Annotated in this window: 12 protein-coding genes; 7 read left to right on the forward strand and 5 right to left on the reverse strand. The window is 64.1% G+C overall.

Annotated elements, in window-relative coordinates; translation table 11 throughout:
- The first annotated feature begins 1,070 nt into the window (after positions 1 to 1,070).
- Positions 1,071 to 2,024 (forward strand): 2-hydroxyacid dehydrogenase, encoded by a 954-nt coding sequence (locus AD662_RS16950; protein WP_018605745.1) that lies wholly within the window; start codon positions 1,071 to 1,073, stop codon positions 2,022 to 2,024.
- Here AD662_RS16950 and tssA read toward each other — a convergent pair.
- From tssA to AD662_RS16975, 5 genes are read right to left on the reverse strand one after another with little or no spacing between them, the layout of a single operon-like run.
- On the reverse strand, positions 2,021 to 3,103 hold the full coding sequence (gene tssA, locus AD662_RS16955) for a type VI secretion system protein TssA (RefSeq protein ID WP_053189058.1): 1,083 nt from the start codon (positions 3,101 to 3,103) through the stop codon (positions 2,021 to 2,023). The genes AD662_RS16950 and tssA overlap by 4 nt on opposite strands.
- Entirely contained in the window at positions 3,100 to 6,924 is a 3,825-nt protein-coding gene (locus AD662_RS16960) for a type VI secretion system protein (RefSeq protein ID WP_053189060.1), read from the reverse strand. The genes tssA and AD662_RS16960 overlap by 4 nt, the downstream gene beginning before the upstream one ends.
- Positions 6,921 to 7,682 (reverse strand): DotU family type IV/VI secretion system protein, encoded by a 762-nt coding sequence (locus AD662_RS16965; RefSeq protein ID WP_018605737.1) that lies wholly within the window; start codon positions 7,680 to 7,682, stop codon positions 6,921 to 6,923. The genes AD662_RS16960 and AD662_RS16965 overlap by 4 nt, the downstream gene beginning before the upstream one ends.
- Before the next feature lie 18 nt (positions 7,683 to 7,700).
- Positions 7,701 to 9,032: a type VI secretion system baseplate subunit TssK gene (gene tssK / locus AD662_RS16970; protein WP_053189065.1), complete on the reverse strand. Its 1,332-nt coding sequence runs from the start codon at positions 9,030 to 9,032 to the stop codon at positions 7,701 to 7,703.
- Positions 9,033 to 9,083: 51 nt separating this feature from the next.
- Positions 9,084 to 9,545 (reverse strand): hypothetical protein, encoded by a 462-nt coding sequence (locus AD662_RS16975; protein WP_053189068.1) that lies wholly within the window; start codon positions 9,543 to 9,545, stop codon positions 9,084 to 9,086.
- Between the two features lie 224 nt (positions 9,546 to 9,769).
- Here AD662_RS16975 and tssB point away from each other — a divergent pair, with 224 nt between their 5' ends.
- The 6 genes from tssB to tssG all read left to right on the forward strand — a co-directional run bounded on the left by tssB (position 9,770) and on the right by tssG (position 15,791).
- A complete protein-coding gene (gene tssB, locus AD662_RS16980; protein ID WP_018605731.1) occupies positions 9,770 to 10,330 on the forward strand; it encodes a type VI secretion system contractile sheath small subunit in 561 nt (186 codons plus the stop codon).
- 30 nt (positions 10,331 to 10,360) lie between these two features.
- Positions 10,361 to 11,842, forward strand: a complete 1,482-nt coding sequence (gene tssC, locus AD662_RS16985; protein WP_018605729.1) for a type VI secretion system contractile sheath large subunit — start codon at positions 10,361 to 10,363, stop codon at positions 11,840 to 11,842.
- Positions 11,843 to 12,073: 231 nt separating this feature from the next.
- Positions 12,074 to 12,571, forward strand: a complete 498-nt coding sequence (locus AD662_RS16990; RefSeq protein WP_024617958.1) for an Hcp family type VI secretion system effector — start codon at positions 12,074 to 12,076, stop codon at positions 12,569 to 12,571.
- Positions 12,572 to 12,584: 13 nt separating this feature from the next.
- Positions 12,585 to 13,028 (forward strand): type VI secretion system baseplate subunit TssE, encoded by a 444-nt coding sequence (gene tssE, locus AD662_RS16995; protein ID WP_053180243.1) that lies wholly within the window; start codon positions 12,585 to 12,587, stop codon positions 13,026 to 13,028.
- Complete coding sequence (tssF, locus tag AD662_RS17000) at positions 13,012 to 14,802, forward strand: type VI secretion system baseplate subunit TssF (protein ID WP_053189071.1); 1,791 nt, start codon at positions 13,012 to 13,014, stop codon at positions 14,800 to 14,802. Before tssE ends, tssF begins: the two co-directional genes overlap by 17 nt.
- Positions 14,766 to 15,791, forward strand: coding sequence for a type VI secretion system baseplate subunit TssG (gene tssG / locus AD662_RS17005; RefSeq protein WP_024617955.1), 1,026 nt, complete (start codon positions 14,766 to 14,768; stop codon positions 15,789 to 15,791). Before tssF ends, tssG begins: the two co-directional genes overlap by 37 nt.

The raw sequence follows: 15,791 nt of genomic DNA on the forward strand, positions 1-15,791 counted from the left end.
CTGATGGGTGTACGACCGGGAGAGCCAGGCCGGCCGTCAGGCCGCCTCGCGAGCAAGCTTTGCTCCCACAGGTCTTGCTCAAGCAGATCCGATGGGTGTACGACCAGGAGAGCCAGGCCGGCTGTCAGGCCGCCTCGCGAGCAAGCTTTGCTCCCACAGGTCTTGCTCAAGCAGATCTGATGGGTGTACGACCAGGAGAGCCAGGCCGGCTGTCAGGCCGCCTCGCGAGCAAGCTTTGCTCCCACAGGTCCTGCTCAAACAGAGCTGATGGGTGTACGACCGGGAGAGCCAAGTCGGCTGTCAGGCCGCCTCGCGAGCAAGCTTTGCTCCCACAGGTTCTGCTCAAACAGAGCTGATGGGTGTGCGACTGGGAGAGCCAGGTCGGCTGTCAGGCCGCCTCGCGAGCAAGCTTTGCTCCCACAGGTCCTGCTCAAGCAGATCTGATGGGTGTACGACCAGGAGAGCCAGGCCGGCTGTCAGGCCGCCTCGCGAGCAAGCTTTGCTCCCACAGGTCCTGCTCAAACAGAGCTGATGGGTGTACGACCAGGAGAGCCAGGCCGGCTGTCAGGCCGCCTCGCGAGCAAGCTTTGCTCCCACAGGTCCTGATCAAACAGATCTGATGGGTGTACGACCGGGAGAACCAGGTCGGCTACTAGGCCGCCTCGGCGTGGACGTTGATCTCGGGCGCCCCGTTAACCACGATGGCCGAACGCAGGCATTGCGCAGTGGGCAACCCGGCATGGATGCCGGGTTAGCCGCGCTGGGCCATGGATGGCCCTTCGCGGCGGCCCACGGAGCAATGCCGGAGTGAGGGCATGCCGAGCCTAAGCGAGGCACCGAGTGGTGGGGCAGAAGCGTTTTGCTTACTTTTGACTGGGCCGGCTTCCGGGCTTCTCAAAAGTGAGTCGCCGTCAGGGCGAAACCCTAAGCAGCCGTGACCGCAGCAATGGATATGTACCCAGCCAGTCAACAAAATCCGAAATGCACATAAAAAGCCAAGCCCCCCTGCCCCCGGCTCCTACAATCAGGTTGAATACTTGAAATCGCCCCAGCGCCCACAGGAGCCCAGCATGACCGCAACCGTTCTGGTACTGGTTGAAACCGTCAATGAATGCCTGCCGATTCTCGAGAAGCAGGGTTACCACCTGGAATTGGCGCCCACGCCTGCCGAACGCAAAACGGCGATTTTCGAACACGGTGAACGCTTCAGCGCAGTGCTGACCCGCGGCCCCCTGGGCCTGACGGAGGAAGAGATCGCCGCCCTGCCCAATCTGAAAATCATCTGCGTGATCGGTGCCGGTTACGAACAAGTAGACCTGCAGGCCGCGCGCCATCGGGGCATCGTGGTCACCAACGGCGCCGGGGTCAACGCGTCGTCGGTGGCCGACCATGCCATGGCGCTGTTGCTGGCGTTGGTGCGCGACATACCCCACTCCGATGCCGCCCTGCGGCGGGGCGAATGGCCAAGGGTTGCGCGCCCTTCCCTGGCGGGTAAGCGGCTGGGCGTGTTGGGCCTTGGCGCGGTGGGCATGGCGATCGCCAAACGGGCCGCCCTGGGCTTTGACATGAGTATCAGCTATCACAATCGGCGGGTGCGCAATGACGTGCCCTACACCTTCTGCGCCACTCCCACGGAACTGGCGCGGGTTTCGGACTTCCTGATCGTCGCCACGCCAGGCGGCCTGGATACCCGGCAATTGATCAACAAACAGACCCTCGATGCGCTCGGCCCAAAAGGGTTTCTGGTGAACGTCGCCAGGGCCAGCGTGGTTGCCACCGCCGATCTGATCAGCGCCCTGGAGCACCGGCGAATCGCCGGAGCGGCCCTGGATGTGTTCGATCACGAGCCCGAGGTGCCGCAGGCGCTGAAAAACCTGCCCAACGTCGTCCTCACCCCCCACGTGGCCGGCCTGTCACCGGAAGCGACCCGCGCAATGGTAGAGCTGGTGGGCCAGAACCTGACCGCGTTCTTTTCCGGCAAACCGGTGTTGACGCCAGTGCCGTGGTCCGACGAGGAGCGTTAGAGAACGCCCAATAACGTCCACAAGCGCCGGGATTCGGCATCGGCACTGATCAGTTCCCCCAGCAACTCGCTCAACGGCTTGTTGCCCCACTCCACGCCGCGTCGGATCAGGTAGGGCACCGGGCTGTGGGGTTCGGTGCGGGCCAGGTAACCGGCGATGACCAGTAATTGTCGGTAGGCCTCTTCACGATTGGCCGGTTCCTGGAAGACCTGGGCAGGTGCCGCCTGCGGCTGGGACGTCGACGTCGTGGACGCCGGGGACGTTTGCACCGGCGCGACGGTGGGTTGCTGTGGGTGCATCGCGATGAACTCCTCTACCAGTGCCAACAAGGCCTGCATCACGTCCTGCAGGGATTTGTAGCCCGGGGCCAGGTTGCCCAGGTAAGCGTCGCTCCAGGCTTCGAGCCGTTGCAGGTGTTGCAGGCTCAACATCAGGCTGCCCTGGCGATGCAACCAGAACGACAAGGGTGTGTTGCGAATCAGTTCGCTGAGCTTCTTTTGATCGTTGCGCGCCGCTTCGGCCGAGGCCTTGGCGTTCTTGCTGTCGTTGACCAACACTTGCTGGCGCTGCAAGCGTTGCCAGTCGTCCAGGCAGAAAGCGGCGAAGGCCTGTTCCCGGCCGTCGAACAACGGCACCCGCGTCAGCAGCACTTCGCTGTAGCGACGGGCCAACCACTCCAGCGGGATCACCCGCCATGACTGGTCGCCTTCCTCGGCCTGGGGGTGCAACTGCTCCGGATAGCGCTCACACAGTCCAGCCACCAGCGCCAGGCTGCCCGGCAACCCTTCCAGCCCAGCCATATGCAGCCAGGCCTCCCCCAGCCAGGCACTGATCATCAGGTCCTTGCTGCGCTCCAGCAGCAACGTGGTCGCGAGCCGTTCCAGGTCCGGCCACAGGGCGCGCTTGATCGAAGACTGCCACACACCGGTGGGCAGGCTGGTGTCGTCCTCCCGGCGCAATTCGCGCAACTGGTCATATTCCGGTTCGTAGCGCAGGTCCGGGCCACAGGGCGATTCGGCACTGATCGGCTCGAGCAACTGGCTGACCAACTCAGGCAAAGGCGATATCGGCAAGCTCACAGGCCCTCCTCACGAGTGGCAATGGCGGGGCTCGATGCGGTCGCCATGAAAGGTGAACGGGGCGCCCGCGTCGGCAGCGGCGGGATCGACAAAGGCAGCTTGGAGCCCTGGCTCATCAACGACAGGCGCATGAACATCAACGTTTGCTGCGCCGTGCGGGCCTGGGTCTGGGCGGTCACCGGCAGTTGCAGGGCCAGGGGGAAATCGGTGTAGTCGACATTCGGCTGGCGCTGACTCGCCACCTGCGAGCGCATCAGGCGCAGCAACGACCAGGGTCCCTGGTATTCCCAACCGGCCTCCAGGTCGCGCACCACCAGGTTCGGTTGCAGCGGGTCGTTGGCCGGACGCTGGTAGCCGTTGCGGGCCCAGCGCAAGGTCAGGCGCACGGGCTGGCCGACCATCCAACGCAGGTTCGGCTGGCCGCCGCCGGGGTAGCTGATCTGTTGGTTGCCGGCGTCCAGGCTCCAGGCGATCACCTGGTCGGCGCCGCGTTCTTCATCGCGATCGGTGCGCCAGCGCACGTCCATTTCCACCCCCAGGATGCCACTCTTGTCGCGCACGAACAGCGGCCCGAGCCAGGTACCGGCCTGTTTCAAACGGTTGAGGAAATCCTCGGCTGCCAGCCGCTCTGGCGTCTGGCTCAACGTCAGCCCGGCCTGGGCCAGGGGCAGGCGCGTGTCGATCAGCTCCAGTAAATGCTGGACCCGCGCCGGGTCGGCATCGCTGGCCCGCACGTCCTGGGAAAACGGAAAGCGCCCGGCCAGGTATTGATTGAAATAGTTGGCCAGGTCATTCCAGGCGGCCGCGGCCTGGTTCTGTTGCAGGTACAGGCACCGTTGCAGGGCGCCCTGCTGCAACGCGACCGTGCGCAGCGCCAGGTCGCCGCGCCCGCCGGGCAAGCTGGCGGTCTGCAAGATTTGCGCGCAGGAGGTGGTGTCCATGGCGATAAAGTCCCGGCTCACCAATTGTTCCAGTTGGGCCGCCGAGCTGGCCGGGTTCTGGTTCTTGTACTTGAGCAATTCATCGTTGAGGGCCATGAAGCGTGCCACCTGGTCGTGTTCCAGGGCCGACAGGTTGTCCTGCTGGACGATCAACCATTCCAGCGCGGGCATTCGCTGCTCGGCGATCTGCAGCATCGCGCCGAATTGCTGGGCCAGGTTCAGCTTCAGGTCTTGTGGATCGCTGGCACCGTAGAGCTGCAAGCCGAAGTTCTTCGAGCCGTCCCAGCGCTGGACATCGGCCCGCTGGCTGAACAGCGGCTGGGCATCGATTTCGTCCAGGCCACTCTTGAGCTGCGCCAATGCCCGGCGATTGAGCAGACGTTGGAAACGCATCGCCAGGTCGCCACGGTGCACGTCCATGAAGGCTTTCTGCAGCGCAACGGCCTGGGTCGTTTGCACATTGAAGCCCATGCCGGGCAGCGCCTCGTCGCTTTCATCCAGGCTCAACCACATGGCCCGGGCCGCGGCGCCTTCAGCGGCCTGCATCAGCGCATCACGGTAATCCGGCGGAATGCGCGGCATTTCTTCATTGGCATAGCTCTTGTAGCTGGTGAAGTAGTTCAGCGCGACGCTGAAATCATCGCTGCCATCGCCCTGGCCCATCGAATCGGAGGTGTTGCCCGACGGATCCTTCTGCATGGCCAGCGCCACGAAATCACGCTTGAACAGCGCCTGCACCGCACCGTCCAGCGCCGTGACATGGTCTTGCAAAACCAGCAGGCCACTGCCCTGTTGCACTAGCAGATTGTCCCCGGAGCCGGTCTGGACGATCCACTGGTCACGAAAGCTCTGCTGCAACTTCGCCGCCTGGCTCTCCAGGTCCTGCTCGATATCCGGCCCCAACAACGTGCTGTGGCTGACCTTGTCCAGCATCTGGCTGTAACCGGGCACCAGGTCCTGGCCCTTGCCCCGGCCCCAGGCCGAGTTGGTCAGGCTGACCAGGGTCTGCAAATCGTCGATCAGCGCCATCAGGTCTTCGAGTTCGCTCAACGAATTGCCACTGCCGGCCTCCAGCCGTTGCAGGTGCAGCTTGAGGTAACCGGCCTGGCGCACAAAGTTGTCCGCCAGGAAGTAATGGTCCAGCCAGCGCTGCATCAGGCCGGTGAAGTTATCGGCGATCACCGGGCGCGCGGCGTTCAGGTCCAGCCCTTTCAAATCGCTGTTCTGGGCATCGAACAGCACCCGGTTGTAGAACCGTGGCCGGCTCAAGGTGCCGGTGTTGAGACCCAGGGACAAGGCGGTGTTGCTCAGTTGCACCAGTTCGTCCAGCGGTGCCTTGGGATCGTTCACCACCTGACTGAACATCTGGTTGTGCTGCTCAAGGCGTACCGCGAGCTCCACCAGTTCCTTGGCCTTCACATAACTCTGCCACTGCGCCGGGTCTTCGTTCTCCACATTGCCCCGCCGCTCGGTGTTGCGGATGGATTTGAGCTGTTCCAGGTCGGAATTGAGCAGGTCCCGCAAGGGCAATATCCAATGGTGCCGAGCCGTCAGGCGCAACCCATTCTCCAGTTGCGTGTCCACGGAAGAGAACCACGAAGTAGGAAACACCACTGAGACGAAGCGCCAGCTCGGGGCCTTTTCCAACACGTTCCAGTAGTTCTGCACATTGTGCCGGGTCGGTTCCAGTTGCGGTTCGTCAGGGTCGACCACGAGATGGTTCTTATGGGCGCTGAGGATCAACCGCGACAGCCCCTCGGCTTGCTCCACCGAATCGTGCCAGACCCAGACCATGCCTCCCAGCCAGACCAGGCCCACCACCAACGCCACCGCTCCGGCCAGCCGATGCCCGCGCTGGCGCAGGCGCAACAGCCGTGGCACAGGCTGGGCCAGGCCACGTTCGGCCATCAGCCGTCGCGACCACAATTGCCGGGCGAACACGGTTTGCCGCTGGGCACTATCGGAAGCGGTCAAACCGTCGCTGCTGACGGCCGGTGCCTGGCTGGCGGTGAAGTACACCCCGCGAAAACGCGGTGCTTCACCTTGGGCGTTGCCCTGGAACACCGGCTCCAGCAGGATCTGCAAGGCCCGCCGCAAACCTTCGAAACGTTCCGGCAACCCATAAAGATCGGTGCTCAATTGCCCCGACAGCGCACCGATCTCGATGATCGACTGCGACAGCGCCGCGTTGACCTGGTCCAGGGCCTGGTCACTCCACTGCGACTGCCAGGCCGCATCCGGCAAATAGGGCGAGGACCAACCCAGCATCGACTCACGCGCCTCGGCGGGCAGCGCACTGACCAGTTCCTGGACCCCGGGCAGTTCTTCCATCCCGGTGATCACCACGTACACCGGCAGGCTGAGGCCGAACCGTTGCAACAGGTCGATAAAGACACGCCGGACCTTGAGGCTCAGCTCGGTGGTGTGCTCGATGTCGTCAAGGGTGCTCAAAGGTACGGTCCAGATCACCGCATCCAATGGCCGCTTGCTGCGCAAGCGCAACATCAGCCCCAGCAGGCGCCACCAGTTGCCCCGTTGCCGATTCATGCCGTCATCGGGCAGGAACAACGCCTGGGGCACCACCAGCACCGAGCCCTCGGCATCGGAAAACCAGCGCCCGAACCAGGCCGCCTTGTCGGTCGGTTGCAAGCGCCATTGGGCGCACAATTGGGCGCCGTCGGTTTCGTTGCCGAGCATCATCAGCCAAGGCATCTGATAGCGGTCCCGGGTGCCCTGCTCCTGCTCCATGCGGCGCACCGCCCCATAGAAACTGCGGATCGCCGCCCCGCCCTGGGTCCGCAGCCACCAGATCAGGGCCGCGATCAACAGCACCATGACGATGGCGAGCACCACCAGGGCAACGATGCTCAGGGTGCTCATGAGTCCTGCTCCTGAACCACCGACTCATTCAGTTGCAGCACCGGCTCGAGTTCCGAACGGATGTCACGCCAGAACACCTGCCCCAAGCCGGTCAGCAGCAACACCATCGCCAGGATCGCCAGCCCCAGGCGAAAGCCGTCCGGCAGCGATTGCTGCACTGGCATGCGCACTGGCGGCGTCGCCGAAGACAGCGCCAGGCGCTGGCTGACGTCGACGTAATCAGGGTCGTGTTGCCAGGCGAAGGTGAACAGCGCCACGCGCCACTTTGCATGCTGGACCTGGCCCGGCTCGCCACGCAATCGCCCCTGGAACCCGAGGATCAGGCATTGCAGATAGACATTCGCCAGGTCCCGGGTGCCGGGCATCTGCTCGTCCAGCAGTTTCTTGATCGCCGCCGGCAAGCGCTCGCCGGCCTGGCGGCTGGCATACATGCGTGACTCGAGGGGGTGCTGCTGCCACGCCAGTTGTCCGGGCCAGGGGCTGAACAGCAAGGTTTCGTCCACCAGAGCCACGAAGGCATAGACCAGCGACTTGACCTGCTCGGTGGCGGCATCGCCGACGGTGGCGAAGGCCACCCGCCACAGACGCTGGGCGCTGCGCCCGGAAAACTCCACCACCCGATTGACCAATACCGCAGGGTCGCTGTCCTTGGGCAAGTCTTGCCACTCCTGGGACCACTTCAACCAGGCCTGGCGAAAAGCGCTGCTCAGCGGCGCCTCATGCAGACTCCGAACCGCCCCGCCACTTCCATCAGGCATACGACTCCCCTTTTGCGATCAGGCACTTTCACTGGCTTGCGCCACGAACAACACCACTTGCCACGGGCTGCTGGCCTGGGCCGATGCCGGCGCCACGATGTGCAGCGGCAATTGCGCGTCGAACCATTGCCCGCTGGCGGCCACCACAAACAAACGGGTGTCCTCGCCCACGCTGTAGGCCACCTGTTCGTTGCGGCTCATGGCCTGGTGGGGCAGACCGCTCATGCGTTGTCGGCTGAGCAGCGGGATGTGCCGCGCCGACGCGATGATCGCCCCGCGCAACCACTCGCCCGCCGCCTGCTCGCTGGCGCCGTTGGGCATGCGCAGGCCGATCACCAGGCGTTGCTCCGGTTGGTCGTCAGGCAACTGGATCGAGAAGACCTGCTCATTGCGTTCGAAGGCCAGGCTGCGATAGCCGGCACGAACCAGTTCCAGGGTGGTTTCCAGCCAGTCGAGCAACGGTTCATAGCCGCGCTGCAATTCGAGGAAATCCAACGGTGCGAAGGCCGGGACGCCCGCCAGCGGATCGAGGGCCGACCAGCTCCCGGCCAGCCCCAGCAGCAAACCGTAGAGCGCCTGGGGCGTTGCCACCCGGGTATTCAGCGCGCCTTCGACTTCCGGCAAGCGCGCCCACAAGGCGGTCAATTGCCGACGGATCTCCATGGCATCGTCCTGGTTGCCGGCCGCCTGGGCCTGACGCAAGCGACCAGCGAGAAACATGCATTTTTCCCGAGCCCGGGCGCACACTCCGGCGACCCGTCGACCGAGGGCCGACTCCGGCAACAGGATCGGCGTCGGCGGGGTGTAGGGCACGCGCCAGAAGCCACCGCCCTCCTTGCGGATGCGCAACAGCGGCAGGCAGATCGAATCGGCCTTGCTCAGTTGCGTGCACAGCCTCGGGTTGGGTCGCCAGACGGTGATCGACTCGGGAAATGCACCGCTGGTGAGGTCCGGCAACGCCTCGCCGACCACCGATTGCAGGCGCCCCTTGAGCGGCACCAATTGCCCGGCGCGCCACAGCGGGCTGACGGCCAGGTACACAGTCACGGTGGCGTCGTCGGTCTTGTCGATCGCCTCACCGATGTCCAGCTCCAAGGTCGGCCCGACGCCGGCCTGCAGGTTGACCGGCAAGCCGTCCGGCAAGGTGCCTTGCAGTTGCAGCAGCCGCACCAGGCCGGCGCTGAGGGCTGAAGGATCGACTTCCAGCTGGCTGACACCCCAGAACCAAGGGTTGCAGGCCCCGGCAAAATACGCAGCCAGGGCCTCGGCACGCAGCCCTTGCAATTGAAAATGCTGGGGCAGCAATTGCATGCCCTCATGCCAGCACACCGCGTCAGGTAACAGACTCATACGACTCCCTTCGACATCCCAATGTCGCCGCGCATGGCGGCCCGCGGTCACTCAAGGCTGGCTGTCATCAGCCCCATCATTCACGAGGGTCATCTCGCGACTGTCGAACTTCAGCCAGGCCTGGCGCTGATCGTCCAGCCGAAGCCGGTGGGCTCCGGGAGTGTTATAGCTGGCGAAGACCAAAAGTCCAGCGGCGCGCCGGCCCTCCAACGGGAAGGGTTGGCGGTCGATGAATTGCCCCGGAACCAGCTCCAGCCCCCACACCGACATGAGTTGACGATAGTCGCGCTGGAACTGTTCGCGCTCGGCGAACCACTGGCTGGCGGTGATGCCCGACAGCTGCTTGAGCAGGTCCGGGTCGTTCACCGCGATGAAATCCACCGCGATCGGTGTGTCGTCATTGGCCCGGGGGGCGACGTCCAGGGTCAGGCTGTCCAGGTCGACACTGGGCGCAAAAAGCGAGCAACCGGTGAGCGCCAGGCTCAAAAAAAATCCGAAAAAAAACCCACGCAAAATGAATCTTCCTTTTCTCAGCGGTCCAAAATTGTTTTTGCTTGCTTTTTTATAGACCTGTTCTAGCGTCTTGGGTAGTTCGACCCACACGGTCGAATGCGCCAGGTTCGTCAAGGGAATGACAGGTTTTCTGCCGTCCATTTGCAACCTGTGGATCAGCAAGGGAATGCGATGAGCGGGACTCCCGATGCATTGCGCCCGCACATGCATCGGAGTCGGCCGCCATGGCAGAAAGTACCCAGCACAAGCTCGACAGAGTCCGTCCTCCCCGCGTCCAGATCACCTATGACGTGGAAATCGGCAACGCCATCGAGAAAAAAGAATTGCCACTGGTTGTCGGCATTCTGGCCGACCTCTCGGGCAAGCCACTGGACCCGCTGCCCAAGCTCAATGAGCGGCGCTTTACTGAAATCGATCGGGATAATTTCAACGAGGTGCTCGCCTCCATCTCCCCCCGCGCCACGCTCCAGGTGAACAACACCCTCAGCGGCGACGACAGCAAGCTCAACATCGAACTCAACTTCCGTCATATCGACGACTTCGACCCGGTCAAGGTCGTGGAGCAGGTCACGCCGCTGCGCCGGTTGTTCGAAGCGCGCCAACGCCTGCGGGACCTGTTGACCAAACTCGATGGCAACGACGACCTGGACAAGCTGCTGCGCGACGTGATCGCCAACACAGAAGGCCTGCAGGAGATCAAGTCGGCCCGGCCCCAGGACGTACCGCCAGAGCTGCCGACCGTGGCCGCCAACGATGACCCTGCCCCGGCCGAACCACAGGCCTGATCGCGCGCATCATTCAAGGGAGATAACGCCATGCCTGCTTCATCCAGCGCTCAAACCAGCGAGAGCACGACCCAGACCCTGTCCCTGCTGGACAAGATCATCGCCGAAGGCCGCATGGCCCACGACGACAGCCAGCAAGACTACGCCCGCGACATGCTGGCCGAATTCGCCACCCAGGTCCTCGACGAAGGCATGGCCATCGACAAGGACACCGTGGCGATGATCAACGACCGCATCAGCCAGATCGACCAACTGATCAGCGCCCAGCTCAACGAAGTGCTGCACCACCCTGACCTGCAGAGACTCGAAGCCTCCTGGCGCGGCCTGCACCTGCTGGTGCAGAACACCGAGACCAGCACCCGGCTCAAATTGCGCCTGCTCAACGTCACCCAGAAAGAACTGCAGAACGATCTGGAAAAAGCCGTCGAATTCGACCAGAGCGCGCTGTTCAAGAAAATCTACGAGGAAGAATACGGCACCTTCGGCGGGCACCCGTTCAGCCTGCTGGTGGGTGACTACACCTTTGGCCGGCATCCGCAGGACATCGGCCTGCTGGAAAAACTCTCGAACGTCGCCGCCGCCGCGCACGCCCCGTTCATTGCCGCCGCCAGCCCGCGGTTGTTCGACATGACCAGCTTCACCGAACTGGCGATCCCCAGGGACCTGTCGAAGATTTTCGAGAGCCAGGAGCTGATCAAGTGGCGCGCCTTCCGTGAAAGCGAAGACTCGCGCTACGTGTCCCTGGTGCTGCCGCACTTCCTGCTGCGCCTGCCGTACGGCCCGGACACGCTGCCGGTGGAAGGCATCAACTACGTTGAAGACGTCAATGGCACCGACCACAGCAAATACCTGTGGGGCAACGCCGCCTGGACCCTGGCACAACGCATCACCGAAGCCTTCGCCAAATATGGCTGGTGCGCAGCCATTCGCGGGGCCGAGGGCGGTGGCGCGGTCGAAGGCCTGCCGGCCCATACGTTCCGCACCAGTTCCGGGGATCTGTCGCTCAAATGCCCGACCGAAGTGGCGATTACCGACCGCCGCGAAAAAGAACTCAACGACCTGGGCTTCATCTCCCTGTGCCACAAGAAAAACAGCGACGTGGCGGTGTTCTTCGGCGGCCAGACCACCAACAAGGCCAAGCTCTACAACACCAACGAGGCCAACGCCAACGCGCGGATCTCGGCGATGTTGCCGTATGTACTCGCGGCCTCGCGTTTCGCCCATTACCTGAAGGTGATCATGCGTGACAAGGTCGGCAGTTTCATGACCCGCGACAACGTGCAGACCTACCTCAACAACTGGATCGCCGACTACGTGCTGATCAACGACAACGCGCCGCAAGAAATCAAGGCGCAGTACCCGCTGCGCGAAGCGCGAGTGGACGTGACGGAAGTGGCAGGCAAGCCAGGCGCCTACAAGGCCACGGTGTTCCTGCGGCCGCACTTCCAGCTGGAGGAACTGACCGCCTCGATCCGCCTGGTGGCGACCCTGCCGCCGCCGGTAGCTGCCTGACGGTTGAAACCTGTGGCGAGGAGCTTGTTGTGGCGAGGGGATTTATCCCCGCTGGGCTGCGCAGCAGCCCTCTAAGCGATCCACTCAATCTGCCTGACACACCGGGTGATCAGATTTAGGGCCGCTTCGCGCCCCAGCGGGGATAAATCCCCTCGCCACAGGTTCGGCGTTCGTCTTTAACGGATCGGTATTGGGTACCGCCCATTTCGTCTTCTTCAGGAGTTCCACACAATGGATGCAATCATTCTCGACCTCGGCGGCGACATCAAGGGCGACAGCCTGCTGGAGGGTTTCACGGACAAGATCGAGGTCATGTCCTACAGCCATAACGTGGCAATGCAGGTCACCAACGACGTCAGCAACTCGGAGCGTACTTCCGGCCGGCCGCACATCGGCGAATTCACCCTGACCAAATTCGTCGACAGCTCCACCCCCTCGCTCAACGAATATTGCTGCGCCGGCAAGCCGATCCCGCAAGCCGTCATCACCATTGGCCGCAACGCCGCCGAGGGCAGCGGCAAACTCATGCCGTTCATCATCTACACCCTGACCAACGTCGTGCTGTCCAACGTCAGTGTCAGCGGCGGCACCGGCGGCAAACCGGTGGAAACCCTGTCGCTGAACTTTACCAAGATCAAATGGGAGCTCACTGCGCAGAAAGACGACGGCACCAAGGAAGGCACGGCGGGCACGACCTGGGACCTGGCCGCCAACAAAATGACCAAGTAAGGAAACCGCACCCATGGCTGGCTTCGGGCTGCGCCCGCCCCTGTTCGAACGCCTGGCCAGCCCGGCGAACGATACCGGGCGGGTGTTCGACCGACAGGCGTTGCAAGACTCGGTGCATGCCGAACTGTCGCGCCTGTTCAATACCCGACGCGGCCCACGGGCGCTGACCGAACCGCCAAGCATCCTGGACTACGGCATCGCCGACTGGACCGCGCTGCAACAGCAGCGCAGCGATGACCGGCGCCAACTGACCCGGGAAATCCGCCAGGCCATCACCCACTTCGAACCTCGCCTGCGCCTGGGCGAGGTCGAGGTCTGCCCGGTGCCGGGCCATCCGCAGCAACTGTGCATACGGCTGCTGGGCGAGCTGCGCGGCGACCTGCATGCCTGGCCCGTGGCCTTTGTCATCGAGCACGCCGGCGACGGCCTTGAGGTACGACATGAGCGACTCGATTGACCCGCAACTGTTGGACTATTACCAACGCGAACTGACCTGGTTGCGGCATGCCGGGAGCCTGTTCGCCGAGCGCTACCCCAAGGTCGCCCGGCGCCTGGAGTTGTCCCCCGGCGAATGCCCCGATCCGCATGTCGAGCGCCTGCTGGAAGGTTTCGCACTGTTGGCCGCCCGCTTGCAACGCCGGCTGGACGACGACTACGCCGAATTCAGCGATGCCCTGCTCGAACAGCTTTACCCGTTGGCCATGCGACCCTTGCCGTCGTGCGCCATCGTGCAGTTCGAGCCCGACCCCAGCAAAGGCAACTTGAACGAGGGCTACCCGCTGCCCCGCGACACACCGTTGTTCGTCACCACGGACACAGGCCAGAGCATTCATTTTCGGACCACCGCCGCTGTGCATTTGTGGCCGGTGGAAATCAGCGAGGCATTGCTGCTGGGCAGCGACGAAACCCAGGCGCTGACCGGAGTGGTCCGGGCCCGCTCGGCCTTGCGCCTGGAGTTGCGATGCCTGGGCGAAAGCCAGTGGTCGACGCTGGGAATCGACTCGCTGCGGGTACACCTGGCGGCGTCACCGATCATCAACGCCGGGCTGTACGATTTGCTGGCCGCGCACGCCATCGAGGTCCTGGCCGGTGCGCCGGGCAGCGCGCCGGAGTCGCTGACAGGCCTGCCACAGATCGTCGGCTTCGCCAGTGACCAGGTCTTGCTGCCGGATGAAGACGGCGTGCACCCCGGCATGCGCCTGCTGGCCGAGTACTTTGCCTTCCCGGATAAATTCGGCTTCTTCGACCTGCCACTGGCCGGTGCCACCAGCGACGGCCCGTCGTTGTACCTGTACATCGTTTTCGACCGCCCTCCCACCAGCCGCCTGCCGCTCCAGGCCAGCGACATCGCCCTGGGCTGCACGCCGGCGATCAACCTGTTTCCCAGGACTTCCGAGCCGCTGCGCCCGGATGGCACCCGCAGCGAGTACCGGTTGGTGGCCGACAGTCATCGGGAAAACAGCGTCGAGATCCACAGCATCCGTGGCATGCGCGCCATGTCCAGCCAGGGCGTGCGCAAAGTGCCGGCCTATTACGGCAGCCAGCATGGCAACGACCAAACCTGTTATTGGCATGCACGACGGGTCAGTGGCATGAGCCCGAACCGATTGGGCACCGACTTGATGGTCAGCCTGGTGGACACCCAGTTCGACCCGCTGGCCGAAACCCGCGACTACAGCCTCACCGCCGAACTGCTGTGCACCAACCGCCACCTGGCCCAAAGCCTGCCGGCCGGCACCCCACTGGGTTTCGAGCGCCCAGGGCCGGTGGCCTGGGCGCGCCTGCGCAACCCACCCAGCCCGCAAAGCCTGCCGCGCCTGGACGGCGAATCGCGCTGGCGGCTGGTGTCGCAATTGACCCTCAACCATTTGTCGCTGGTCGAAGGCCCCCAGGCATTGGACGCATTGCGCGAGATTCTCCAATTGCACAACCTGCGGGACGAGGCCAGCGCCCATCGCCAGATCGAAGGGGTATCGGGACTGGGCTGTGACCGGGTCATCGCCCATGTCGGCGAAGACGCCTGGCGCGGCTGGCGCAACGGCCTGGAGGTGCGCCTGCAACTGGATCCGCAACACTTCGTCGGTAGCAGCGCCGTGCTGTTCTCCGGGGTGCTGGCGCAGTTCTTTTCCCTTTATGCCACCGCCAATCGCTTCGTGCGCACCGTGCTGGTCCAGTCCGACAAGGAGGTGAAGACATGGCAACCCCAAGCCGGCAAACCCCTGGTGCTCTGAACCTGAGCCAGCGCCTGCGACGCGACCCGCAACGCTTCGAATGGCTCCAGGCCTTGCTGTTGCTCGAACGTGAACATCCCCAGGCCGAGCCCTTGGGCAGCGGCACCGCGCCGCACGCCGAAGCCTTGCGCCTGCGCGGGCCCTTGACGCCGCTGTTCGCCGCCAGCGAAGTGGAAAGCCTGGGCCAGGAACCCGGCCTGCCGCCAACCCTGACCACGCCGATCTTCGGCCTCGGCGGCCCCGACGGCCCGTTGCCCTACGCCTACCAGGAATGGCTGCAACAACGGGCACGGGCGAAGGATCATGCCCCGGCGGAATTCCTCGACCTGTTCCAGCATCGCCTGCTCAGCCTGCTTTACAAGGTGATGCGCAAACATCGCATCGCCTTGGGTTTCACTGCCCCGGGATCGTCCGCCGTACACGCGCAACTGCGGGCGTTGACCGGCCTGCTGCCCAAGGCCTTGCAGGAGCGCCAGGCCGCACCCGACTCGGCAGTACTGGCCTGCACCGCGCTGTACGCCGATGGCCGGCGCTCCCTGGACGGGTTCGCGGCGATTGTCCGTGAACAGTTCGGGCTGCCCGTGGAGCTGACGGCTTACGAAGGTGGCTGGCGTGAAATCCCGCCGGCCAGCCGCAGCCGCTTGCAACCGGGCGGGCGCAACCTGTGCCTGGGCCGCAACGCGGTGGCCGGCACCCACGTCTGGGACGAACATGCCGGCGTGCGCCTGACCCTCGGCCCGCTGACCACGGGCCAGGCCAGCGGACTGCTGCCCAACGGCGAAGCCCATCCGCTGCTCGCCAGCCTCTACGCCCTGTACTTCGGCCCCGACCTGGATTGCACCCTGGTGTTGCTGATCCGCGGCGCCGGCCCGCTGCAACTGGACCGCCAGGCAGCGCCACGGCTGAACTGGAACGGTGGCCTGCAACGCCAGCCAACCCTCGCCGTGCAACGGATCGAAACCCGCCTTCGTCAGCCGGAGATTGCCTGA

Source organism: Pseudomonas kilonensis (assembly GCF_001269885.1).
Lineage (GTDB): Bacteria > Pseudomonadota > Gammaproteobacteria > Pseudomonadales > Pseudomonadaceae > Aquipseudomonas > Aquipseudomonas kilonensis.

Bases quoted from the DNA above. Each gene is read 5' to 3' on its own strand.
- tssE (WP_053180243.1), top strand. From the start codon at position 12,585: ATGGCTGGCTTCGGGCTGCGCCCGCCCCTGTTCGAACGCCTGGCCAGC.
- tssC (WP_018605729.1), top strand. From the start codon at position 10,361: ATGCCTGCTTCATCCAGCGCTCAAACCAGCGAGAGCACGACCCAGACC.
- tssB (WP_018605731.1), top strand. From the start codon at position 9,770: ATGGCAGAAAGTACCCAGCACAAGCTCGACAGAGTCCGTCCTCCCCGC.
- AD662_RS16965 (WP_018605737.1), bottom strand. From the start codon at position 7,682: ATGCCTGATGGAAGTGGCGGGGCGGTTCGGAGTCTGCATGAGGCGCCG.
- tssF (WP_053189071.1), top strand. From the start codon at position 13,012: ATGAGCGACTCGATTGACCCGCAACTGTTGGACTATTACCAACGCGAA.
- AD662_RS16990 (WP_024617958.1), top strand. From the start codon at position 12,074: ATGGATGCAATCATTCTCGACCTCGGCGGCGACATCAAGGGCGACAGC.
- AD662_RS16950 (WP_018605745.1), top strand. From the start codon at position 1,071: ATGACCGCAACCGTTCTGGTACTGGTTGAAACCGTCAATGAATGCCTG.
- AD662_RS16960 (WP_053189060.1), bottom strand. From the start codon at position 6,924: ATGAGCACCCTGAGCATCGTTGCCCTGGTGGTGCTCGCCATCGTCATG.
- tssG (WP_024617955.1), top strand. From the start codon at position 14,766: ATGGCAACCCCAAGCCGGCAAACCCCTGGTGCTCTGAACCTGAGCCAG.
- tssK (WP_053189065.1), bottom strand. From the start codon at position 9,032: ATGAGTCTGTTACCTGACGCGGTGTGCTGGCATGAGGGCATGCAATTG.